This window comes from Paraglaciecola chathamensis S18K6 (genome assembly GCA_000314955.1).
Taxonomy (GTDB): domain Bacteria; phylum Pseudomonadota; class Gammaproteobacteria; order Enterobacterales; family Alteromonadaceae; genus Paraglaciecola; species Paraglaciecola chathamensis.
On the sequence record BAEM01000020.1, the window covers coordinates 1 to 22,876 of the forward strand.

At 43.6% G+C, this 22,876-nt stretch carries 22 protein-coding genes; 4 read left to right on the forward strand and 18 right to left on the reverse strand.

Translation table 11 applies throughout. From position 1 onward, the window contains the following. Positions 1-54: 54 nt before the first annotated feature. From GCHA_RS05555 to fadR, 5 genes are all read right to left on the reverse strand, one after another. Positions 55-795: an anti-sigma factor gene (locus GCHA_RS05555; RefSeq protein WP_007985986.1), complete on the reverse strand. Its 741-nt coding sequence runs from the start codon at positions 793-795 to the stop codon at positions 55-57. Then, on the reverse strand, positions 792-1,322 hold the full coding sequence (locus GCHA_RS05560; RefSeq protein WP_013754169.1) for a sigma-70 family RNA polymerase sigma factor: 531 nt from the start codon (positions 1,320-1,322) through the stop codon (positions 792-794). The genes GCHA_RS05555 and GCHA_RS05560 overlap by 4 nt, the downstream gene beginning before the upstream one ends. A gap of 480 nt (positions 1,323-1,802) precedes the next feature. Next, positions 1,803-3,728, reverse strand: a complete 1,926-nt coding sequence (gene mdoH / locus GCHA_RS05565; protein WP_083881832.1) for a glucans biosynthesis glucosyltransferase MdoH — start codon at positions 3,726-3,728, stop codon at positions 1,803-1,805. Between the two features lie 43 nt (positions 3,729-3,771). Next, entirely contained in the window at positions 3,772-5,532 is a 1,761-nt protein-coding gene (locus GCHA_RS05570) for an OpgD/OpgG family glucan biosynthesis protein (protein WP_007985991.1), read from the reverse strand. Between the two features lie 823 nt (positions 5,533-6,355). Beyond that, complete coding sequence (fadR, locus tag GCHA_RS05575) at positions 6,356-7,066, reverse strand: fatty acid metabolism transcriptional regulator FadR (RefSeq protein ID WP_013754172.1); 711 nt, start codon at positions 7,064-7,066, stop codon at positions 6,356-6,358. Between the two features lie 248 nt (positions 7,067-7,314). Between fadR and nhaB the strand changes: the two genes are divergently transcribed. Both nhaB and dsbB read left to right on the forward strand, forming a co-directional pair. After that, positions 7,315-8,895 (forward strand): sodium/proton antiporter NhaB, encoded by a 1,581-nt coding sequence (gene nhaB, locus GCHA_RS05580; protein ID WP_007985994.1) that lies wholly within the window; start codon positions 7,315-7,317, stop codon positions 8,893-8,895. Positions 8,896-8,967: 72 nt separating this feature from the next. Next, positions 8,968-9,483 carry a disulfide bond formation protein DsbB gene (dsbB, locus tag GCHA_RS05585; RefSeq protein WP_007985996.1) on the forward strand — a complete coding sequence of 172 codons (516 nt, stop codon included), beginning with the start codon at positions 8,968-8,970 and terminating at the stop codon, positions 9,481-9,483. Between the two features lie 506 nt (positions 9,484-9,989). Here the strand turns inward: dsbB and ctlX are convergent. Both ctlX and ocd read right to left on the reverse strand, forming a co-directional pair. Beyond that, a complete protein-coding gene (ctlX, locus tag GCHA_RS05590; RefSeq protein ID WP_007985998.1) occupies positions 9,990-10,958 on the reverse strand; it encodes a citrulline utilization hydrolase CtlX in 969 nt (322 codons plus the stop codon). Positions 10,959-10,962: 4 nt separating this feature from the next. After that, a complete protein-coding gene (ocd, locus tag GCHA_RS05595; protein WP_007986000.1) occupies positions 10,963-12,054 on the reverse strand; it encodes an ornithine cyclodeaminase in 1,092 nt (363 codons plus the stop codon). Between the two features lie 174 nt (positions 12,055-12,228). Here ocd and GCHA_RS05600 point away from each other — a divergent pair, with 174 nt between their 5' ends. Continuing rightward, positions 12,229-12,663: an Lrp/AsnC family transcriptional regulator gene (locus GCHA_RS05600; protein ID WP_007986002.1), complete on the forward strand. Its 435-nt coding sequence runs from the start codon at positions 12,229-12,231 to the stop codon at positions 12,661-12,663. Positions 12,664-12,801: 138 nt separating this feature from the next. Next, a complete protein-coding gene (locus tag GCHA_RS05605; protein ID WP_007986004.1) occupies positions 12,802-14,292 on the forward strand; it encodes a cryptochrome/photolyase family protein in 1,491 nt (496 codons plus the stop codon). 18 nt (positions 14,293-14,310) lie between these two features. Here GCHA_RS05605 and GCHA_RS05610 read toward each other — a convergent pair whose 3' ends face one another. From GCHA_RS05610 to GCHA_RS05660, 11 genes are all read right to left on the reverse strand, one after another. Continuing rightward, positions 14,311-14,718: a hypothetical protein gene (locus GCHA_RS05610; protein ID WP_007986006.1), complete on the reverse strand. Its 408-nt coding sequence runs from the start codon at positions 14,716-14,718 to the stop codon at positions 14,311-14,313. A gap of 56 nt (positions 14,719-14,774) precedes the next feature. Continuing rightward, positions 14,775-15,269, reverse strand: a complete 495-nt coding sequence (locus tag GCHA_RS05615) for a YcgN family cysteine cluster protein (protein ID WP_007986007.1) — start codon at positions 15,267-15,269, stop codon at positions 14,775-14,777. Further along, positions 15,262-15,648 carry a hypothetical protein gene (locus GCHA_RS05620; RefSeq protein ID WP_007986009.1) on the reverse strand — a complete coding sequence of 129 codons (387 nt, stop codon included), beginning with the start codon at positions 15,646-15,648 and terminating at the stop codon, positions 15,262-15,264. The genes GCHA_RS05615 and GCHA_RS05620 overlap by 8 nt, the downstream gene beginning before the upstream one ends. 64 nt (positions 15,649-15,712) lie before the next feature. Next, positions 15,713-16,372: a fumarylacetoacetate hydrolase family protein gene (locus GCHA_RS05625; protein ID WP_007986011.1), complete on the reverse strand. Its 660-nt coding sequence runs from the start codon at positions 16,370-16,372 to the stop codon at positions 15,713-15,715. Then, positions 16,373-17,368: a lytic murein transglycosylase gene (locus GCHA_RS05630; protein ID WP_007986013.1), complete on the reverse strand. Its 996-nt coding sequence runs from the start codon at positions 17,366-17,368 to the stop codon at positions 16,373-16,375. It abuts the gene before it with no gap. 68 nt (positions 17,369-17,436) lie between these two features. Next, complete coding sequence (locus tag GCHA_RS05635) at positions 17,437-17,724, reverse strand: YcgL domain-containing protein (protein ID WP_007986015.1); 288 nt, start codon at positions 17,722-17,724, stop codon at positions 17,437-17,439. Then, positions 17,717-18,892: a ribonuclease D gene (gene rnd / locus GCHA_RS05640; protein WP_007986016.1), complete on the reverse strand. Its 1,176-nt coding sequence runs from the start codon at positions 18,890-18,892 to the stop codon at positions 17,717-17,719. The genes GCHA_RS05635 and rnd overlap by 8 nt, the downstream gene beginning before the upstream one ends. 79 nt (positions 18,893-18,971) lie before the next feature. Continuing rightward, positions 18,972-20,630 (reverse strand): long-chain-fatty-acid--CoA ligase FadD, encoded by a 1,659-nt coding sequence (fadD, locus tag GCHA_RS05645; protein WP_007986020.1) that lies wholly within the window; start codon positions 20,628-20,630, stop codon positions 18,972-18,974. Positions 20,631-20,781: 151 nt separating this feature from the next. Continuing rightward, positions 20,782-21,654 carry an alpha/beta fold hydrolase gene (locus GCHA_RS05650; RefSeq protein WP_007986022.1) on the reverse strand — a complete coding sequence of 291 codons (873 nt, stop codon included), beginning with the start codon at positions 21,652-21,654 and terminating at the stop codon, positions 20,782-20,784. Positions 21,655-21,748: 94 nt separating this feature from the next. Next, positions 21,749-22,345, reverse strand: coding sequence for a Slp family lipoprotein (locus GCHA_RS05655; RefSeq protein ID WP_007986024.1), 597 nt, complete (start codon positions 22,343-22,345; stop codon positions 21,749-21,751). Between the two features lie 187 nt (positions 22,346-22,532). Beyond that, positions 22,533-22,844: a hypothetical protein gene (locus GCHA_RS05660; protein WP_007986025.1), complete on the reverse strand. Its 312-nt coding sequence runs from the start codon at positions 22,842-22,844 to the stop codon at positions 22,533-22,535. Positions 22,845-22,876: the final 32 nt, after the last annotated feature.

The following is a 22,876-nucleotide window of genomic DNA, read 5'->3' on the forward strand; positions in this document are numbered from 1 at the left end:
GACGTAACCTGAGTTTCGCTTTTTTTTTCGATTCCATTTTTTACATGGCGCTTTTTACAGGATGACGAGTTTTCCGGTAAATAACACTTCTGTCGGAGAGCCATTTGGCGAACCGCCTAGAGGTTCTAGACTGACAGCTAGGGCAGCAATATTAATTTGCTCAAATACCACAGGTTTAACCAAGGTACTGGCCCCAACTTTTGGTAACAAACCTAAGGATACAGGGGCGCTGCCATCTTCTGGCACAATCCACAGTTCATAGTCAGCATCCGCCTTAGCCTGCAAAGCTTTAGTCGCTCTGACGGCTATCTCTTGGTCGGTTATTTCTATACTCCACAACAGGTCCGTTTGCTGATTATTGATAACCGCGATTTGTTTCACCTCTGAAACAGGCGCAGGCTGCATTTGCACTAAGAGCACTGCGAGCACCACAGCCGCAGCAGAAGCAAGTGCAGTAAGCCCTTGCCATAAGCGAGGCTTCTTGGTTGGTAACGGAACCACACGAGACGATTTAGTTGAAGGCTCTGGTGTCGCTTCTATTTTAGGTGACGCTTTTTGGATTTGGCTAAAACCCAGGCGGTCCTCAATTTTACGCCAAACATCTGCGTCTGGAGCGACATCCGGCAATTGCTCACCCAATGAATTGAGATAAAGCTCCCAACGATTAACGGCTTCGCTGATTTCGCTGTTTTGCATAATAAGCTTGCTAAAACGTCGTCGCGCTGGGCCCCTAAGTGTGCCCAACACATATTGCGCTGCCAGCGCATTATATAAATCAGGGTTCAAATAATTCATAATTTCAAACACCTTTGTAATGATTGTAAACCTCGGCGGATCCAGCTTTTAATCGTACCAAGAGGCAGCTCTAAATGGGCTGTCACCTCGTGATGCGACATGCCATTAAAATAGGCTAAATGTATCGCTTGGCGTTGTTGCACGTCCAACGACCCCATACACTTTTCCAATAAACCTTGTTGAGTTTCTGTCATCGGCTCGCTAGACGGTGTTACTGCGACTTGGTTATCACTCAAGGCTTCTTCCTTGCGCACTGAGTGATAGCGTAATATGTCTAGCGCTCGATAGCGGGCAATACTGATCATCCAGGTCAATACTGTGCCTTTCCCAGCCCGGTACTGCGACGCATTATGCCAAATTCTCACATAAGCTTCTTGTAACGCTTCTTCTGCCAGCTCTTTACGTTTTAACATTTTCAAGCTAACAGCATACAGTTGCTTACTCGAAGCTTGATAAAGTTCAGCAAACGCTTTTTTATCTCCTTGAGCTGTAGCACTGAGTAAACTCAACATCGGATCTTGTTCCATAGTGTCCTCTCGCATTGGTTATACCATTCCACGTTAATAAGTGTTCACTCAGCGAGAGTTTAAAAGGGCTTAAACAAGGCGCATGACTGAATGAATAGTTGTTCTCTTTCGAAGTCATGCAACGCATGTGTAAGCCCTTTTAAAACTCGCCTGAAAGGAATGCCCCAGCGGCTTTTGCTCTGCGTTCTCACTATTTGGAAGGGAACAACCATTACTACATAGCGACGCCTTAATCAAAAACCGCTGGACGCATTCTGAGACGGTCACTCATTAATGCGGATTGGTATTAAAAGTCAGGTAATACGTTTAAACGCACAAAGAAGCCATTTGGATTCACTTGTGCGAAAATTATTTTCGATACACCCATACAATTAAAAAAAAGCCGACCTTAGGGTCGGCAAAAGTGCAGCGTTAAAAAACTAATTTTGCTCATGTACTCCATCTAAAAGACGGTCATCGGTGACATACCACCAAGTCGCGCTACTGTTGCTTGTTTTCACTTGCCAATCGTTGACTTGGTATATCAACACTCGAAGATAAATAGGCAAAGCTCTGCTGTGGCATATCTTGCCATTGTTGTGCAGGCATAGGAGGACAGGATAACAGCACTTCATCTTGTGGCTGCATATTCGCTAAGCGTATTCTAAGGCGGCTCAATGCAGGTACTTCTTCTACCTCACTTGGGCTAACAAACATGCCTAAACTGCGGCTTAACTTACCTAAATACAAACTACTGGAGAATCGAATAATAGGCGCAGCCATGAGTAACCCAAGCAACACAGGCGCTAACCACCAAAATAGTATGGGCGTTAAAGAAAGGGTGATCCCTCCCCAAATAATAGCAATTGCACTTGCGGCCCACGTACGCTTGAAAGCCTCTTTCCATGGAACCATTCGACCTTCACGGCCCTGAGCATCCCAACTAACGTTTTTGCCTACCAATACGTTAAGCACGAAATAGGCGTGATAAAACATCATTAACGGCGCAATAATAATGGCAATAACCGCCTCAATTAAGGCGCCTGACATCAAGGCGAGCCCGCCACCGAATTGCTCTCTGCGTCTTACCAAGGCCACTATCGCACCCAGTAACTTTGGCCCTAACAACATAATAACGGTCGCACTAATAAGAGTAATAATATACTCAGTCTTTACCACAGGCCAAGAAGGAAATAGCGAATAATTCGATGCGAAAAATACAGTGTCAGTTGTTGCCCGTACCACCGCATCTATCGTGCTTAGCACTAGCATCACTAGCCACACAAGCGATGACATATAAGCGAGCGCACCAAATAGGAAATGCAGACGATTTACTGTGTGTAAACCTTTGCCATTGATGATGCCTAAATGCTGAATGTTACCTTGTACCCAGCGGCGATCACGGGTGGCGTAATCGATAATATTACTGGGTATTTCCTCATAGCTACCTTCTAGGTCTGCTAGTAATAGCACGTCCCAACCGGCGCGCCTAAGCAGCGCAGCTTCAACAAAATCATGACTGAGAATGTCTCCGCCAAAAGGCGCTTTGCCTTTTAGAGTGGGCAAACCACAATGTTGGATAAAGGCATCCACTCGGATGATGGCATTGTGCCCCCAATAGTTAGCACTATCGGTCTGCCAAAAAGCCTGTCCTGTTGCCAACATCGGACAATATAGGCACGATGCAAATTGTAAAAAACGACCAAACAGAGTTTGTGAACGCACAGGGATAGGCACAGTTTGAATTAGTGCCGACATAGGGTTTTGCTGCATGGCTTTGACTAAGGTCAACATGCATTCGCCCGTCATAATACTATCGGCGTCTAATACGATCATCGATTCATACTGGTAGCCCCAGCGCTGACAAAAGTCAGCTAAGTTTCCGACTTTTCGATGCAGGTTTTTTTCACGGCGACGGTAGTAAATATTTTCAGATAACACACCAACTCGCTGGCAAAGCGCATTCCATGCGGTTAATTCTGCTTGGGCCATATCTGGGTCTTGCGTATCACTTAACATATAGAAATCGAAATGCTCTAGTTGCCCTGTTCGTTCCATATCAAGTAAACAGGCTTCAAACCCAGCCATTATTCGATTAGTGTCTTCGTTATAGACGGGCATCACCACGGCGTGCCTGTCTTTAAGCACCACGTTTTCTGTTTGCCCAACAAAATGTTTGTTGCGGCTCAGTTTTAACGGATCAATATCGAAAATTTGCAGAATAAAACCGATACACGCGCTCCAAAAGGCTGCAGAGATCCACAAGAAAGTAATGCTAAATAATATCAACAACACAACTTCTAATGTTGTGATACCACTTTCTGAAAAGATCTCGTACATCATCCAGCTACCTGTAATCGAGGTAATAAATACCATTACAGCGTATATCCATTTGCGGACGGCCTTACCTTTAATGTCAATAAACATGGTTTTGCCCTCTGTATTATTTAGATTGCTCTGATAATGCGAGTTACTCGACTTCATTCGCGCTCCAGACGTAATTCCACACTTCACTCACTTGCTTACCACCAAGCGTTAAGTACAGGCGCATGTCGATGGCATTGTCATTTTCAGGCTGCAATTTGAACTGCGCCCGCCAAGTCTTCTTGTCGGGTAATTGCACGACTTCTAGGTCTTTATATGAGCCCGAAGATAAACTTAAATGCGGTATCAAGCGGATAGAGTCACTTAAATGAGCAAACTCTTCGGCGTTAAAATCAACCACCATCTGACGCACATTTTTCTCAGGTGCGTCATCTTGACCAGGCAATGCTGCCCAACTATTGAAAACTTGACTAACTCGCGCCGCCGCGGCTTTATTGAGTGAACCGTTTACTGATCTTATGGTGTAATCAAATTCGCGCATTTCACCTTTTTTAAACGGCTGTGCTGGCACCCAGTAACTCACGATGTTGTCGTTAGTTTCTGAGTTGGTAGGAATTTCTACCAATTCGACTCGTCCTTTACCCCATTGGTTGTTCGGCGTGATCCACATGCCTGGACGTTCATGGTAATGCGCTTCTGTGTCTTGGTAGCTCACGAAACTTTGGTCGCGCTGTAATAAGCCAAATCCTTTTGGTTGTTCATCTTGAAGAGAGGTAACGCGCAATCCCTTGGGGTTATTCAAGGTACGCCAAATCCATTCACCACGAGAAGTGTGCATTGATAATCCATCTGAGTCATGCACCTCAGGCCTGAAATCATCGAAGTTTCGGGTATCATTTTCACCACTTAAATACATGCTGGTTAACGGTGCAACACCGAGTTTCTTCACATCTTCACGCGCAAAAATAGTGCTTTGCACATGCATCACTGTATTTAACCCAGGTTCAAGCTCAAAGCGATAAGCGCCCGTAACAGACTGGCTATCAAGTAAGGCAAAAAAGACCAGTTTGGTATCTTCTGCTTTTGGCTCTAACATCCAAAATTTGGTAAATGCTGGAAACTCTTCCCCACTCGCTTCAGCGGTATCAATGGCTAATCCGCGAGCAGAAATACCAAATATTTGACCCGGGCCAATTAAGCGGAAATAAGACGCGCCCAAGAACACCGCGACTTCATCTTTATAGTGGTTGGTTTTTAAAGGGTAATGCACTCTAAAGCCCGCAAAACCTGCATCTTTTGGCACAGAGCCTTTCAATGGCGCTGCGTCTTTTTCGTAAATGAACCGGTCTGTTTCAAACAACATGTTTTTAATACCGCTGTTATCATCCACGACTTTAATTTCAACAGGTGAGCGATACAAAAATCCTGGGTGAAACAACTGCATCTCAAATTTTGCTTTGTCTTTCCATTGGGCTTGTTCGGGATTAAAACGAATTGCGCGATATTGTTGATAATTCATGTCCGCCAGTTCGGCGGGTAAATTTTGTTCAGGTTGCACATAGGGCTGAGCAGCCAACTCTTTCGCTTGCTCAGTGACTAGGTCAAATACTCTTTCTTCACTTGTTTTTGGCGCAATAGGCGCAGGTACTGGAGCTTCTTGCTGTTGAACTTCTACCTCGGTGCTTTTTTGTTGTTGTTGTTGCTTTTTCTCTGCTTCCTCAGTTTGCACTGTTTTCTCTGGTTGCTTTTTCTCACTCACTTGAGGCGCTTTTTCAGTTGTTTTAACTTGAGTAAAAGCACCTACGCTGACCGTTAAACACACTAGACCCACAAGACGTGACAAGGTATTCCGTTTCCGCTGCGCGCTATTGGCGTGCGATTGGTTGAAGGCATTTTGAGATTTCATTTGGCTTCGGGTTCCTTTGATGTTTTGGCGTACTTTTTTGCGAATACTTTTTTAGCGAATACTTTTTGGTGAACACTTTTTTGGTGAACACTTTTTTGGTGAACACTTTCGGTAGAACTTTGTTCGCTTTATAAAATGACTACACAAAGAAATTGCAACTTTTGCACCAAAAATCAAAAACGTGCCAAACGGGTCTTCTTTTAGACTAAAGAAGTAACAGGGCTCAGCATGCAAATTTTATTATTTTTGTCTGCTAAAACGACTGCTCTCTATTGCTCAGAAGACATTAAAACAGCCTTTGGATAAATCGATTATCTTCTTGAAAGCCAGAAAAACAGAGCGATACGGGATGTTATCGCTTCTCGATAATACGAAAAGGAAGAGATAAATCAGACACCCTAAGGGTAATAAAAATAGTCACTTAACAGACTAACGACCAAGACAAAACATGAGGTATATTAAGTAAGCAAAAACCTAGAAATCATTTATCGGAGAATAAATTGATTCTCTTACAGGTATTTGAAATTGAGTAAGTAAAGATATGGGGAAAATATGTAACTTATTTGAGACAGTACTTCAGGAAATCAAGAGTAATGTATATAAAACATAAGGTTAGCTATTAGATGCTAATTCCAGTAAACCTATTTTGTGGTAGAAAAACCGCAAATTCTGGCCCTAAACAGCGCTACTATCGGTTAACGTTGCACTAGGAATATTTATCCTGAGTTTGTAATTTTTTCCTAATGGCCCCGACAAAGCAAAAAGCCACATGTTAAATGTGGCTTCATTCGAGAGACTCCTACGAATACGCGTATTCGCTATATTAGTCTACTAGCCCTTTAGGCATTTCATCGCGCATTTCTTGCCATAATTTACCACTGGCAATACCATATTTACGGATAACTAAGGGAACACTTTCGTAATCACCTTTTTCCGCAAGCTCAAGTAATTGCTGATAGTAATCATGGGTTAGAGCTCGCGATTTCTCGCTTGAGAAATAGTAGCCACCGATACGAGAGTAAAGCCCCTTAAAACCATTCATCATTAACACGTACACGGGATTACCAGATGCAAACGCTAAATCATGGTTCAATTGGTAATCTTCAACCGCGAATGCAGTCCCATCCACTTCTGGCTCTCGATACTTTTGCAATATTTCGATGGCCTTTTCGCGATTGTTACGAATAGCTCCTCGAATAAACACCGCACTTAAATTAGTACGCGCTGCTAATAAGTGATCAACCAGTTCAGAAATACCGTCTTCATCTAATCGTGCTAACGTCTCTAAAATATTGAGACCTGATGTTTCCCAAAAATTATTGACCTTAGTAGGCTTACCATGTTGGATGGTCAACCAGCCATCTCGCGCCAAGCGCTGTAAAACTTCACGTAAAGTGGTTCGGGTTACCCCGATTAATTCTGATAGTTCACGTTCTGCAGGAAGAATGGTACCGGGAGGGAAACGCCCACTCCATATAGACTCAACTATATATTCTTCGGCAAATCCAGCTGGACTCTGTGCCTTATAAATCATTTCGTTGCTCGCAAGGTTATCAATATTATTTTTTGCTATTAACTGATTGTACCAGATGATTTTTCTCGGGAACAATGAATCTTTAACAAGATGTTAAGTTATAGTCTGGCTGTCACATTCATCGAATAAACTTTTGACCACTTAATTTTAAGTAAAATGTAGCTAAGCATGCGATTTACCTTGCATTTTTCCGTTACAGAATTTAAAAAGAAGTTATAAAAGCTAGAAAAATTTAAAGGTTTGTATATATGCAACAATCAACCGTCGGAGCAGTTTATAGCAATTTCTTGGGGCAAGCCCCTGATTGGTATAAAAAATCTATTCTCGCATTCCTCGTCATAAATCCTCTTTTATTTATGGCCGACCCGTATTTAGCGGGCTGGGCTTTAGTGGCAGAGTTTATTTTTACCCTTGCAATGGCATTAAAGTGTTACCCATTGCAACCGGGGGGTCTTCTGTTAATCGAAGCTTTGTTCATCGGTATGACTTCCCCTGAACACATGAAACATGAAATTGTGGTGAATATTGAAGTTGTCTTGCTGCTGGTGTTTATGGTCGCGGGCATTTATTTCATGAAAGACATGTTGCTCTTCATGTTCACTAAGTTGTTGCTAAAGCTAAAAAATAAAATAGCCTTGTCGATGTCCTTTGTCGCAGCATCAGCCTTCTTATCAGCTTTCTTAGATGCTTTAACGGTTGTCGCCGTTATTATTGCCGTCGGTATGGGCTTTTACTCGATTTATCATAAAGTGGCTTCAGGCAAAGATTTCCATTCGGATCACGATCACACCAGTGATGATCATGTAGACCATCCGAAACGCCAAGATCTAGAAGATTTCAGGGCGTTTTTACGTAACCTAATGATGCACGCCGCTATCGGCACCGCATTAGGCGGTGTAATGACCATGGTAGGTGAGCCACAAAATTTAATCATTGCCGATAAAGCGGGATGGAATTTCGTTGAGTTCTTCCTGCGTATGTCGCCTGTCACCATCCCAGTATTTTTCGCCGGCATCGCCACGACCTTTTTCTTAGAGAAGTTCAAAGTATTCAGTTATGGCGCTCAGTTGCCTAAAGTAGTGCGCGATATTTTGACCGCCTACAGTGAAAAGCAAGAAGCCACACGCACCAAGCAAGATAGCGCTAAACTGTGGATCCAAGGGTTCATCGGCGTATGGCTTGTCATCGGGCTGGCGGGCCATTTTGCTGCCGTGGGCTTAATTGGTTTGTCAATTATCGTATTGGCAACCTCTATGAACGGCATCATTGATGAACATTCCATCGGTAAAGCGTTTGAAGAGGCACTCCCCTTTACTGCCTTATTATGCGTCTTCTTTGGTATAGTTGCCGTTATTATTGACCAAGGCTTATTCACCCCGGTTATCGACTGGGTACTCACCTTTGAAGGTCGCTCACAGCTTGTGATGTTCTATTTAGCCAATGGCGCGCTCTCTATGGTCAGTGATAACGTATTCGTTGGCTCGGTATATATTACCGAGGTGACCGCAGCACTTAAGCATGGCCACATAACTCGCGACGAATTCGATATGCTTGCTGTAGCCATCAACACAGGTACTAACCTGCCAAGCGTTGCTACGCCAAACGGACAAGCCGCATTCTTATTCTTATTAACTTCTGCTATTGCACCGCTATTGCGCTTGTCTTATGGCACCATGGTGTACATGGCGCTGCCCTACACAGTGGTGCTAACCTTAGTTGGCTTAGCAATTACGTACTTTGGCTTAGGCGATTTAACCAATTGGTTGTACGATATGCATCTAATAGAGCATCACAGTGCAACAATAGGTGTTGAACCCGCCGCACACTAGCACTGCTAGATTTAACAAAGCACCGCCTATATTGCGGTGCTTTTTTGTTTTAGTTATCTGACGAGTAAAACCATGACTTTTATTTCTAATCTTTCTGACACTCGCCTTGCTTGGGGTCTGTTATTTTTATCCACATTGCTGTTAGAGGCCTACGCCTTATATACCCAACATGCGATGGACTTGCGCCCTTGTATTATGTGTATTTACCAACGTACAGCGGTCTTCGGCATTATGTTCGCCTGTCTCCCGGTTCTTGTTGCTAACAACATACTAACGCGCTTATTTGCGTATGCGATTTGGGGAATATCGGCTATTTGGGGTGGGTTGATTGCGTGGGAGCATTACGACCTTCAAACGGCATCTAACCCTTTCTTTGCCACTTGTGAAATCGTGCCAAACTTTCCCAGCTGGTTGCCGTTACACGAATGGTTGCCCAACCTGTTCGCTGCAACAGGAGATTGCGGCGATATAGACTGGGTATTTATGCAGATGAGCATGCCCCAATGGATGATGGTGGTATTTGGCATCTATAGCGCTATCTGGTTTGTTGTTCTCGCCGCCCGACTAGTAACGAAGCGCGCTATTTAGCCTGAGCTATTTAGCCTGAGCTCTGAATAAGAAGAATCGTGTAAGCTTAATTCTCACAGTACAATGGCGTAGTCACATTCAAGCAAATACCCAATTTGAATGCGCACTCGATGACGAAATTTTTCGTGGATAGCAAGGCGGATTGTCGAAAGTAATAATACCAATCCGCATTAATAAGTGACCGCCTCAGAATGCGTCCAGCGGTTTTTGATTAAGGCGTCGCTATGTAGTAATGGTTGTTCCCTTTCAAATAGTGAGAACGCAGAGCAAAAGCCGCTGGGGCATTCCTTGTAGGCGAGTTTTAAAAGGGCTTACACTGCGTTGCATCACTTCGAAAGAGAACAACTATTCATTCAGTCATGCGCCTTGTTTAAGCCCTTTTAAACTCTCGCTGAGTCATCACTTATTAACGTGGAATGGTATAACGTGTTATTGCTAGACAATCCAACCCCGATAGGCACAAAAGAGCGTTTTCTCGCTCTTGATGGCTATGTGTACCTTCTAAATCAAATTGAACGCGCTGCTAAGTGTATGCCTGCCAGCATACAACGAATGGAACCTCCTGCGGTTTCAATTGCCGATACATCCAGTGGCACTAGCGCCACACTCTTTTCAAGTCTATCTCGCTGTGCACTAGTTAGCGCATCGTAAGCCCGTTGTGACATCGCCAGCAAACGCTGCTGTGCACTTTGCAGCTCTAGGGCATTACCACAAAATTCAGCAATCTGTTCAGGTGTAAGTGTGATCACTTCCCGGCCTGACGCTTCAAAGCGTGTGATGATCTCGTTGCGTCGCGTTTCATCACTCACCATATCGCTACCCAGCATGACAAAATCAGTGCCAATACACATCAATACATTGGTGTGATACACCGCTGTTCCATTTTCATCAGCTGCGTCAAATAGCATTGGTTCATAGTTAAAGTGGCTGCAAAAGCGCTCTAACGCCAAAGGGTTTGTCCGGTTAGACTGCACTGCGTAAGCGACTCGCTCAATATGATCAAGTACCATGGCGCCAGTGCCTTCTAAATACAGTCCGTCATGCTCAAGCCCTGAATAGTCGAGCACATCTTGTACTCTGTATTTCTGTTTAAGCATGTCGATTATATCGCTGCGTCTCTCTTTGCGCCGATTTTCAGCAAACATGGGATAAATCGCAATATGCCCGCCGCTGTGCGTAGAAAACCAATTATTCGGAAAAACGGAATCTGGCTTATCTTGTGTTTCGTCTTCAAAAATATGTACCTGGATCCCGTGCGCAGTCAGAATCTTAGCGGCATTAGTGACTTGCTCATAGGCTTGTTTTCTTAGATTACCACCGCCGGTTAAGTCTGCTGTTTTCATTGGCTCGCTTGCTAAACGCTGAAAAGCATTATCACCCTCGGTCTGTGGATTCGCATAAAAGTGATGAGGACGGATCATAATAACAGCAGAGGGAGCCTGCGGATTACGTTTTGTTGGAATTAGTTTTTGCATACCACTACCCTGCTTTGCGCATGATGTTGTTAGCACAGAACAAGCTAAATAAATCACGCGGGTTTTCTGGCGTCGCTATCAACTCTAGCTCTTTAGTAGGCATATGCTGCTTCATAAGCTGGTAAACATAACGTAAAGCAGAAAAATCCTCGACGGCAAACCCCACACCATCAAAAATCGTTAACTGGGAATCTGAGGTGCGCCCATTAGCTTGTTCGTTCATCACCTTGTGCATTTCAGTGACGCTAAATTCATGACTCAGTTGCTGAATATCGCCTTCAATACGCGTTTGCTCCTCAAATTCCACAAACACATCAGCGCGTAACAGCAAGGCTTTATCTAATTCGGTTTTGCCGGGGCAGTCGCCACCAATAGCATTGATATAAACCCCATCTTTAATCATATCTGAGGTAAGGATCGTCGCATTGCGCTTATCTGCTGTGCAAGTAGTGATAATGTCAGCCCCCTGAATCGCTTCTTCGGCACTGGAGCATATTGTGACGTTAAAACCATGGTGAATAAGATTCGCGCAGCACTTTTGACTGGCCATGGGATCCACATCATAAAGTCGCAAGGTATTCACGCCTAATAAAGTGCGAAATGAAAATGCTTGAAATTCGGATTGTGCGCCATTGCCGATAAGCGCCATACATTGGCTATTTGCAGGCGCTAAATAGCTTGCCATTAACGCTGAAGTAGCACCTGTACGCAGCGCAGTTAACACGGTCATTTCAGATAACAAAAGAGGATAACCAGAATCGACATCAGCCAATATGCCAAAAGCGGTCACTGTTTGCAGGCCTTTATGGGTATTTTTAGGATGGCCATTAACGTACTTAAAACTAAAGTTGTGTCCGTCGCTGGTTGGCATGAGCTCAATCACCCCGTCTGGGGAATGGGCGGCAAATCGCGGAGATTTATCGAACAAAGACCAGCGTTTAAAATCAGTTTCGATGCTTTTTGCTAACCCTTTAATAAACGACTCTATTCCTACTTTTGTCACTAAATCGAGTAAATCTTGAACACTTAAAAATGCCACTTGAGATACATTTGCATGCACAGGGGTGGACTCAGTTTTTACAGAAGAAGATTGCATAACAGCCTCACTAATATTTACAGTGAGCTCAGTGTAATTAGCGGGCGAGCCAAGTTAAATGTCAAAAAATTGCAATTATTGCTTAGATTTAATACATATAGTCAGGCATAACTATACAATATGATAAGTTGAATAGGATATGTTCAGCACCAACACAATCTAGGGTCCCAAAGCATGAAAGAAACCCAAATTCTCGATGATTTAGATATTAATTTGATTGCGATTTTGCGTAAAGACGGGCGTGCCCCGGTAGCTAAACTATCGCAAATCCTCGGGGTATCGCGTGGAACCGTGCAGAATCGATTAGATAGGTTACTCAGCTCTGGTGCGATTTTGGGGTTCACAATCCGCGCGCATCACGAGGTTGAGCAAAACTTGATTAAAGCCATTATGATGATTGAGGTAGCGGGAAAATCCACTTCACAAGTGATCCAAAAACTACGAGGACTCCCCGAACTTACCCATATGCACACCACAAATGGCGCATGGGATTTAATCGCCAATATTCAAACCACTACTCTTACCGAGTTTGATCGAGTGCTGAGAAGGATGCGAATGACCCCGGGTGTTCTTAACAGTGAAACCAGTATCTTGCTTAGCTCGATATAGGAAAAGAGGAATAAAGAGGTACGAAGAGGTATAAAAGGACAAAAAACACAGGTAAGTATGCACGCTTGAAGGGGTAAATCGATCCCACCCGCCCCCTCTGTCGTACAAGTCGCAAGGTCATATAAACGAGGCATTGTTGTGCACTCAGCTTGGATTATTTTCCCTCAGCAATTATTTGCAGCGCATCCCTGTATTAAAGATGAACGCAAGCAGGTGTACTTGGTTGAAGACGATCTATTTTTTGTTGATAGCATCTATCCCCAGCGCTTTCACCAACAAAAGCTGCAATTGCATATTGCGTCGATGGCGTACTATGAAGATTATTTGCGCTCAAAAGGGCTAAGCTGCCTCAGTCTGAAATACCATGAAGGTAGCGCCAGTCAAACTCGACTGTTTACTTTACTTATCGAACACGGTGTCAGGCATATTCATACGCTAGATCCTGTCGATTACCTGTTGAAAAAACGACTTGAAACCAATGCGCACCGCGCCGACCTTCAGATCACGTGGCACAAGACACCCGGTTTCTTAAACACGCAGCGCCAAAACAGTGCTTATCGAGAACATAAAAACCGATGGTACATGGCAGACTTTTATCAATTTCAGCGTAAACGTATGAACATCCTCGTTGAAAATGATCAACCTGTCGGCGGGCGCTGGAGCTACGATCATGAAAATCGCAAAAAAATTCCTAAGCGCGATTTAGACAAAATCCCAACCATGGAATTTGCAAGTAAAACCTCCTATCACGTAGCAGCGATAGCCCGCTTGCAAAAACAGTTTTCGCATCACCCTGGTAACGGGCAGAAAATACTATATCCGGTTACTCATCAAGATGCCCAGCAATGGTTAGATAGCTTTTTTGAGCAACGCTTTCGTCAATTTGGCCCCTATGAAGATGCCATAGTCGAAGGCCAAAGTTGGCTGTACCACAGTATTCTTACCCCTATGCTCAACATTGGTTTGTTAACACCTAAACAAGTGATAAGCCACGCCCTGCGTTACGCCAAGCAGCATGACATTTCGCTCGCTAGCGTGGAAGGATTTATACGCCAAATTATTGGTTGGCGTGAGTTCATGCGTGCGACCTACAACGATTTAGGGGTGTCAATGCGTACCGCTAATCATTGGCAGCACCATCGCACAATTTCAGCGTCGTTTTATCGAGGCGACACAGGAATAGACCCCGTCGATGACACCATAAAGCGTATTTTGCAAACTGGCTATTGCCACCACATTGAGCGGTTAATGGTACTAGGAGGGTTCTTTTTTCTATGTGAATTCGAACCAAATGAAATATATCGCTGGTTTATGGATATGTTTGTGGATAGCTACGATTGGGTGATGGTGCCAAATGTGTATGCAATGAGTCAACACGCTGACGGCGGACAAATCACAACTAAACCCTATTTCTGCGGATCAAATTACATTATCAAAATGAGTCACTATGAAAAAGGACCATGGTCAGATATCTGGGACGCTTTGTATTGGCGCTGGATAATAAAAAACCACACTGAACTTCGAAAAAATCACCGCTGGGCTATGATGTGCAGCCAAGTGGATAAAATGGCGGAAAGTAAAAAACAAGGGTACTTAAAGACTGCTAACCAATTTTTGTCAGACCTCTAATTGCCCATAGAATGGGAGCTATTCTCCGTTCGCTGCGGGGCTCAGGCCTTCAAAATTGTACAACAACCAACTAATCGCTTTGCTTTTGGATTCGTAGGTTCGAATAGGCAGTTCAAGCTCATGGCAGATATGGTTAATAAACTCGTTGGTATATTGGCCAGGAGCAATTAATCTGGCAATTTTAATCGACGCTAGCCAATTCTCTTTTTTCATTTTTTCAAATACTTCGACCAAGGGCACCGGGTCGTAATTCATGCCTAGCTCAGTAAGATCGAGTAAGACACCTTTCAATTTGTGCTCGACCGCCAAGGCAACTGCCTTTTGGATAACAATACCCATTTTGTCCACGTGGTCCGTGTCACCAGATGCTTCGAAGATAACCAGTTTATTAACAATGTCTAATCTGTGATGCTGGGTAAAAATCATTCTACTGCCTCTCTGTGCCCTTAAGGTAACACTCGTTTGTGATTAAAATATCCTTGTTAATCCGTGTCCTCTATCGGCCATAGGGCGATATAATCTTCAAAGTCTTCTAATTCAACATCATGATCGAAAACCGTTTTCCCGCGCACTGACATACCTACTTTGTGCATTTTAGCTTTTTTGCCTTTATTTAAAAGAGGATGCCACGAAGGTAAACCTCGCCCTTCATGCAAACGCCGATAACTACAACTGGTAGGCATAAAAAATATGTCGTCAATGTTCTCTTTGGTCAATTTTACACAATCAGGCACCAATACCGTACGCTCTTCATAACGGGTGCAATTACAAGTCTTAGTGTTCAATAAGCCACAGGCAATATTGGTATAATGAATTTGTTCACCGGTTTGAATATGCGCTGTTGGCGCCGCCGTTTCAGCTTCATCATCATCGATAAATTTGTGTAAGCAGCACTTAGCACAACCATCACATATTGACTCCCATTGGGCTTCATTCATTTTTTCTAGCGGCGTATCAAGCCAAAATCTCTCATTCATAATCGTATAATAACCAGGCAATTGCCTTACTTTTTGTATCAAATGTTTTAATTGGTAGATTGAATTTTTTGGTAATCTCGGCAATTAAACCATGGGTGTGGGAATGTGTAGCGTTAGGAACAAGCCTTGCCAACCTGAGTATACCAAACCAGTCTTCGTCTCGCATACGAACAAATGCATCTATCATCAGGACGTTATCATAGGTCACTTTTAGCCCGCTGAGATCGAGTAAGATCCCTTTTAGATTATGTATGTGAGCCAAATTGATCGCTTTTTTGATGACCACTTCCATTTTATCAACATGATCTACGTGACCCACAGCTTCAAAAATAACCAATCGATTGACTAAATCCAATCGGTGTTGCTGTGTGAAAACCATGGTTTACTACTCTTATTCATCGGCATGTCGCCTATTTAAATCCTAGCTAAGGGTGAATTTTGCTTCAAGTAACTTTAGTCTTAATCGATAGATGATCTTTTAACAATAGGCTCAATTCGTCCCCGTCCTTGAGTGGACCGACCCCCTTAGGTGTGCCCGTTAGCACTATGTCTCCTGGTAGCAAGGTAAAGTTCTTTGATATATCCACTATTAAAGACGATATCTTGTGCATCATATTCGCACTATTTCCTTGCTGCCTTACTTTATTATTGACCGATAAACTGAACTCAATATTTCGCTCGATAGCAATTTTATCGATGGGAACAAAAGGAGAGATAGGGCAACTTGCGTCAAATCCTTTCGCTCGCTCCCAAGGCTGGCCTTTTGCTTTTAAGGCATCCTGTACTTCACGTAATGTGAGATCTAGCCCTAGCCCCACGCCGTGGATACTGCGCTTAGCCGTATCATCATCGCAATCGGTAAGCTGCTTACCGATTAAAATAGCGATTTCTAGTTCGTTATGGCAACTACCTTTATCTTTCGGAATGGCAATTGGCTTCTGCACATCACACAAGGCCGTGTTGGGCTTAATGAACAACAATGGCTGTTCGGGTACTTCATTATTTAACTCTTGAATATGTTCAAGATAATTACGCCCTACACAAACGACCTTGCCTACGGGTAGATCGATAAGCCGACCATCGTCATAATGATGCTGATACATTTAACTGCCCTTTTTGATGCGATCTGACAAATATCCCACAGATACACCGAAGTAACTAGAACGATTCCAGCCCATCAGTGTATGAAAATTATTGTAAACCAAATAGATACGCCCTTTTTCACCATCCGGCATAATGAGAGAGGCCTTCACATTCACAGCAGGTAGTGCACTGCCATCATATTTGCGCACACCTAGAGCTTGCCACTGTTGTAATGTGCGCATTTTTGATTTGTCTAGGCCAGCTAACGATAAATCAAAGCCGGGGATTAAGGTCACTTGTCGTCCCCATGTTGCGCTATCGCTCCAGCCTTCTGTTTTCAGGAAATTGGCGATAGAGGCAAATACATCAGCAGGATTGTTCCAAATATCTTTTTTATCATCACCGTCAAAATCATAGGCATAATGTAAGAAAGAAGTCGGCATGAATTGGCTTTGCCCCATAGCGCCCGCCCAAGACCCTAAGAACTGTTCTTGGTTAATATGGCCTTGTTGTAAAATATCTAACGCGGCATAAAGTTGCTTTTTAAACATGCTTTCACGGCGTCCCTCATATGCCATGGTGGTCAGGGACGAAATGACCGGATACTCGCCCATGATTTTACCGAAGTTACTTTCATTTCCCCACAACGCCACGATAAACCGTGCTTGTACGCCAAATTTTTTCTCTACTTTATCTAGAACATCTTTATGCTTGCGAAGTAAATCAACGGCTTGCTGCACTTTCCAGTCAGGTACCCGTGTTGCTAGGTAAGTATCTAAGGTTAGTTTTCGTTCAGGTTGATTTTTATCTGCCGTTACCACTCGTTGGCGAAATGTGGCATCAGTAAAGACCCGATCAAGAAATGACGCGTCGTAGCCTTTAACAATGGCTTCTTCTTTAAAGCTCTGAATATAACGCTCAAACCCTTCTTGGCTTTTATCAGCTTGTGCATTGGCCGGTTCGAGTAACAATAAAACACTCGTTATGATTAAGATGAAAAAAGCCAAACGAGACATTACACGCTCCTTAAAGAGTAAAAAATGGAAAGTCGGATAAATAGGAAAAGCTGCGTCCACCCAAGGCATTATTCCTTGGGTGTTTGGGCCGCCAAGTGTTGCTTAAGTAAATTTTCTTCTGGGGGTGGTAGCTGTAGATAAAAACCGTTTTTTGTCAATTCGTCTCGTAAAGTCTGAATATCAACCTGCCCCAACGCTCTATCTTTCTTGATAGGCATGATCATAATAAAATGCGGCTTACCAAACATTTTCATCAATGGTTCTGGAACGCGAGAAAAATCATCACGCCCCGGCACATACAAATAAGTATCTGCTTTCTTTGTACTTTTATAAACGGCGCATAATAAATTAAGCATCTGTTGACTCCCCTACTTTGGTTGCGGCCACAATATTTAAACCGTCAACATTCGATAAAGCGTCGCGTAAATGCTCGCCACGCCACCCTTCTAACAAATCAGGCAGCAACCCTTGTGCACGAGTGTCATCTTCGTTAAACCAACTCCACTTTATAAGCTGATTGATTTGCTTTTTCGAACCAATTAGCTCTACTGGTACATCAAGTTTTTCCGCAGTTTGCAAACACACTTGGCGCACTGCTGCAGCGACTTTTTTAAAGCGGGAGAAGTCCACCAGCCGCTCAACAGGTTGCGGATATTGCGCGGCATCCACTTGCTCAGCAGCAGCAACAATATCAAGCATTGCTTGCCCGTTGATGCGAATTTCTTGTGGGGTAAGGCCAGATATTTGATGTAGAGCATTTTTACTCGTTGGCAGTTTTTTCGCTACTTCAACTAAATTGGTTTCCCGTACGACAAAATTCAGTGCCAAATCGCGCTGTTGTGCTTCTTTAGCTCGCCACGCGGCAAGCTGCTGCAATACATACAAAGATTTACCCTTTACATGCCAATTGTTTTTTATATTCAGGTACAGCAGTTCGTAAGGGATTTGACTTAGTTTTTTACGTGACAAATTATCCATTTCAGCAAACACCCAAGTTTGACGACCTTGAGCGCGGGCTTTATCACGCAATGTGGGGTACAGCTGGTACAAGTACAGTACATCATAGGCAGCATATCGGCACTGCTCAGGGGATAAAGGCCTAGCTAACCAATCGGTGCGCGATTCACCTTTATCTACTTGGATATCAAGCATCACTTCAACCAGCTTAGCATAGCCTAATGACGCTCCCATACCGACGATGGCCGCAGCGAACTGACTATCAAAAATAGGTTTAGGCACAATGTCCAGTGCGCAGATAAAGGTTTCAATATCTTCAGAACAGGAGTGCAAAACTTTGACGATATTTTCATCAGTCAAAATGGCTTTTAGGGCACTAAAGTCAGAAATTTCTAGAGGGTCAATGAGCGCGATTTGCTGCCCATCGTATATTTGAATCAAGCCAAGTTTCGGGTACAAAGTGCGGGTGCGCACAAACTCAGTATCCACGGCAATCGCTTCGGCTTTTGCCAATTGAGCGCAATAGGCGTTCAACGTCTCATTTGTGGTAATTGATATATATTGCACGTCTTTCCAAACACATAAAAAAGCCAGCAAAAGCCGGCGTTTATCAATAAAACAATCACAAGCGTGTTAAACGCTGCCATTATTTCTCGTCGCGAAGTTCTCTGCGCAGTATCTTACCAACATTCGATTTTGGAAGCTCGTCTCTAAACTCAACTTTTTTCGGAACCTTATATCCGGTTAAGTTTTTGCGACAATGCTCAATCACGTCTTGTTCTGATAAGCTTTCATCATGGCGTACCACGAATAGTTTCACTACTTCGCCCGATGCTTCATTGGGGATGCCAACCGCAGCAACTTCAACAATTCCATCGTGCATAGCGACGACTTCTTCTATTTCATTCGGAAATACATTAAAACCTGACACCAAAATCATGTCTTTTTTACGATCTACTATATAGAAATAGCCATCCTCATCACAGCGGGCAATATCCCCTGTGGCCAGCCAGCCGTCTTGGATTATCTCATCTGTCGCATCAGGTCTATTTAAATAACCTAACATCACTTGAGGTCCCTTAACTAGCATTTCTCCTGGCTCGCCTATGCCTACATCTTCCCCGTTGTCGTCAACTAAACGAATATCTGTCGAAGGCACTGGCAAACCAATTGAACCGTTATATTGCTCTAACTGAGGCGGGTTAACGCTAACAATAGGGCTACATTCTGTCAGCCCATAGCCTTCAAGTAGCACATGGCCGGTTAATTTATACCAACGCTCAGCTACAGAGCGCTGCACGGCCATACCACCGCCGAGAGAGAACTTCACATTCGAAAAATCAAGTTCAGCAAAACTTGGGGTATTAAGTAAGCCATTGAATAACGTGTTCACACCCGTCAAAACGGTAAAAGGGTATTTACCTAATTCATTGACAAACGCGGTCATATCTCTGGGGTTTGTGATCAGTAAATTGGCACAGCCTAATTTTAGGAACAACAAGCAGTTCGCCTGCAATGCGAAGATATGGTAAAGCGGCAGTGCGGTTACTACCAATTCTTTATTCGGCACGGTTACTGTATTTAAAATAGCCGAGGCTTGTTCTAAGTTAGCGACCATATTTCGGTGAGAGAGCATAGCGCCCTTCGATACGCCCGTGGTTCCCCCAGTGTATTGCAAGAAGGCAATATCATCGCCACTTACATTTGGGCGCTCATAGGATTTGCTTGCCCCTTCTTTCACTGCATCCATAAACTGCATAGCAGAGGGTAAGGTATAAGCAGGCACCATTTTTTTCACATATTTGACCACAAAGTTAGTCAGCCATTTTTTAGGCACTCCTAACATATCGCCTATTTGTGTGAGTAAAACAGATTGGATCGGGGTGTCATCAATCACTTCACTTAAAGTACAGGCAAAGTTTTCAACAATGATAATGGCTTTTGCGTCAGCGTCATTTAGTTGATGCTTAAGTTCCCGCGCAGTGTATTGAGGGTTAACGTTGACAACGACCATTCCAGCTCGCAGCACGCCAAATAAAGCAATAGGATATTGCAGCAAGTTGGGCATCATAATAGCGACCGCATCGCCTTTTTTTAAGCCAGAATGCTGGAGGTATGCGGCGAATTGCTTAGATTTTTGTTCAAGCTCTTTAAAGGTGATCGACTTACCTAAATTGATATAGCTCACACTGTCAGCGTAAGTTGATACAGCCTGTTCAAATATATCGTTTATAGAAGCGTAACTATCAGGATTGATTTCATGAGGTACTCGAGCGTCATAACTCTTTAACCAGGACTTTTCCACATTGCCTCCTCGGCGCCACCTCGACCACAGAAAAGTGCACAAATGCGATGGTCGACGGTATTATACTACTTATTGCGCCGCATAATACCCAAAGCCCATAGAAAGATAAACGCAGTTCCCTACAAATAATTAACATTTTGCCTATAAATAGTTAATTTTCGTGTACAAAGTGCAATATATGCGCAGAAACTGCTTGCGGATTATCCAGCTGCGGATGATGTGACCCTGGGGATTGAAGCAATTTAACCTGCTTTATCCAGTTTTTCCGTAGTTCGGCCGTTTTTTTCACTATTTCGTAACCGTTATCTGCAATGATTACAATGGTCGGACAAGTAATGGCTTCTAAAAAGGCCTGTGCTTGGTCTTCTGTGATACGCAACGACGAAAACGTTCGAAGTCGTCTATCTGTGGTGAATTCAAGTTGCCCGTTTACCTCTGTGAGGTTACGCTCGACTAATATCGCTGCACAATCATCTGAAAAACCACCTGCAATTGCGCGCGCGCGAATAACACTTTGCTTGTTAGATGGATGCTTGCCCGTACTCGCCGCCCCAGCTAAACGACTCTCAATAGATTCACGTAATTGTGTAGGGCTACTTTCACTGTCTTTGGTAAACGGCCCTAAGGATTCGATCGTTATATATTTACTCACCTTCTCTGGGAAGCAACTGGTATACATAGAGCCGATAATGCCGCCCATAGAATGCCCAAGTAAAATGAAATCACTCCAACCTTGGGATTCAACCACTTCATGTACATCGTAAACAAAATCGACTAGATGATAGTGCGCGTCTTTACTGCGGTGATCGGACTTACCATGACCCGCAAGATCCAGCGCGACCAAATAATAGTCGGTTAAGTAGCCAGCCAGAGGTTCAAACGTGGCGGCATTGTCGAGCCAACCATGTAGCGCCACAATAAGGGGCTTAGAGGAGTCGCCAAAACCTAGGCCACGGAGCGTGATATTGCGTAGGGGAAATTCAACTTCTTGTTTACGAACGCCTTTTATACTCATTTCTTGCATGATTTATCCATAAAAAAACGGCTATCAGAGATACCCAAAAAAGGTATGACATGAGTAGCCGTTTCATCTGCTTTTTACAGCAATACTCGCTAAATTAATTGCTTTTCGCTTTAGCTGACGATTTCGATTTTGCTGGGCTACTTCTTGTGCGATGCGTATTACGTATAATCAGCCGGTTGTGGAACGGGCGATTGTACCAACCATATCGCCAGTAATCATAAGGCCAAACGCTTATCATATTCACATCAACTTGCTGAATCTCTTTCCATAAGTAATAGCCACTTGAAGCAAGTGTCGGAAACACATATTCATGTTCGCCTACCATGCCTTTCTCTAAACGCACGAAATCACCGGTAAACGTCATGGTTCGGCCTTTCTTATACACCATAGGATCTAAGAAACCATTTACATAAACCCGAAAACGACCAATGCTCTCGTCACTTTGCAGTGGACGTCCGTAGCTGCGCAGCGGGTAATACACCATTTCAATTAGGGTATCATTGGGTTTATTTTCCACCCGTGCTATCACCCCGCCCCAACGTGCCTTCTGGCCTAAAACGTCTTTAGATTTAGACGCCGCTTCTTGATACGTAATCAAGTTTGTCTCTTCAGGTAACTGAATTTGTTCTGGAAGTGTTGAACAACCTGCTAACCACATAGTAACGAATAGGAAACCTATTTTAGTGTACATAACCACCTCGACAAAAATACATCATGGAACTAACGATACTACAGATCTGACAAAATCAGAACTTAACAATCTTTAAATGGCTTGTATCAAAACGTTACAGGCATGACAAATATTGGGAGGTAATTTTACTAAGGTAGCGACCTACAAAGGGTTATCTAAACAACAAGAAAGCGTTGTTTGCTGGCACTTAAGCGAAGGTATCAACGCCTAACATTTGCTGGATCTCACTGCGTCGCTCTTCTTTAGATACACTCTGGTAGGTATCAATCGCGTTTTGCGAGCTAAAGGTGGATGTATCGTCAGCACTGGCTGGCTGACGAAATGTTTCTGCTTGGCTAAACGCTTCTACCGAGCCACTGCGAATAATGTCCTGTACATTTTTAGCACCGTCAAACGCCGAAGCCACATCTTGCTTGGCATTGTCTTCTTGCTTGTTGCGCTTAATTGCATTGTCGTGCAATGGGCGTTGCAATGCGCTAACGGACGATTCGACTCTCACGTGACCCTCTTATTCACTTCGTTAAACAGATA

Excerpts from the sequence above, each read along its gene's own strand:
- GCHA_RS05555 (WP_007985986.1), bottom strand. The coding sequence starts at position 795 with ATGAATTATTTGAACCCTGATTTATATAATGCGCTGGCAGCGCAATAT.
- GCHA_RS05560 (WP_013754169.1), bottom strand. The coding sequence starts at position 1,322 with ATGGAACAAGATCCGATGTTGAGTTTACTCAGTGCTACAGCTCAAGGA.
- mdoH (WP_083881832.1), bottom strand. The coding sequence starts at position 3,728 with ATGTTTATTGACATTAAAGGTAAGGCCGTCCGCAAATGGATATACGCT.
- GCHA_RS05570 (WP_007985991.1), bottom strand. The coding sequence starts at position 5,532 with ATGAAATCTCAAAATGCCTTCAACCAATCGCACGCCAATAGCGCGCAG.
- fadR (WP_013754172.1), bottom strand. The coding sequence starts at position 7,066 with ATGATTTATAAGGCACAGAGTCCAGCTGGATTTGCCGAAGAATATATA.
- nhaB (WP_007985994.1), top strand. The coding sequence starts at position 7,315 with ATGCAACAATCAACCGTCGGAGCAGTTTATAGCAATTTCTTGGGGCAA.
- dsbB (WP_007985996.1), top strand. The coding sequence starts at position 8,968 with ATGACTTTTATTTCTAATCTTTCTGACACTCGCCTTGCTTGGGGTCTG.
- ctlX (WP_007985998.1), bottom strand. The coding sequence starts at position 10,958 with ATGCAAAAACTAATTCCAACAAAACGTAATCCGCAGGCTCCCTCTGCT.
- ocd (WP_007986000.1), bottom strand. The coding sequence starts at position 12,054 with ATGCAATCTTCTTCTGTAAAAACTGAGTCCACCCCTGTGCATGCAAAT.
- GCHA_RS05600 (WP_007986002.1), top strand. The coding sequence starts at position 12,229 with ATGAAAGAAACCCAAATTCTCGATGATTTAGATATTAATTTGATTGCG.
- GCHA_RS05610 (WP_007986006.1), bottom strand. The coding sequence starts at position 14,718 with ATGATTTTTACCCAGCATCACAGATTAGACATTGTTAATAAACTGGTT.
- GCHA_RS05615 (WP_007986007.1), bottom strand. The coding sequence starts at position 15,269 with ATGAATGAGAGATTTTGGCTTGATACGCCGCTAGAAAAAATGAATGAA.
- GCHA_RS05620 (WP_007986009.1), bottom strand. The coding sequence starts at position 15,648 with ATGGTTTTCACACAGCAACACCGATTGGATTTAGTCAATCGATTGGTT.
- GCHA_RS05625 (WP_007986011.1), bottom strand. The coding sequence starts at position 16,372 with ATGTATCAGCATCATTATGACGATGGTCGGCTTATCGATCTACCCGTA.
- GCHA_RS05630 (WP_007986013.1), bottom strand. The coding sequence starts at position 17,368 with ATGTCTCGTTTGGCTTTTTTCATCTTAATCATAACGAGTGTTTTATTG.
- GCHA_RS05635 (WP_007986015.1), bottom strand. The coding sequence starts at position 17,724 with ATGCTTAATTTATTATGCGCCGTTTATAAAAGTACAAAGAAAGCAGAT.
- GCHA_RS05650 (WP_007986022.1), bottom strand. The coding sequence starts at position 21,654 with ATGCAAGAAATGAGTATAAAAGGCGTTCGTAAACAAGAAGTTGAATTT.
- GCHA_RS05655 (WP_007986024.1), bottom strand. The coding sequence starts at position 22,345 with ATGTACACTAAAATAGGTTTCCTATTCGTTACTATGTGGTTAGCAGGT.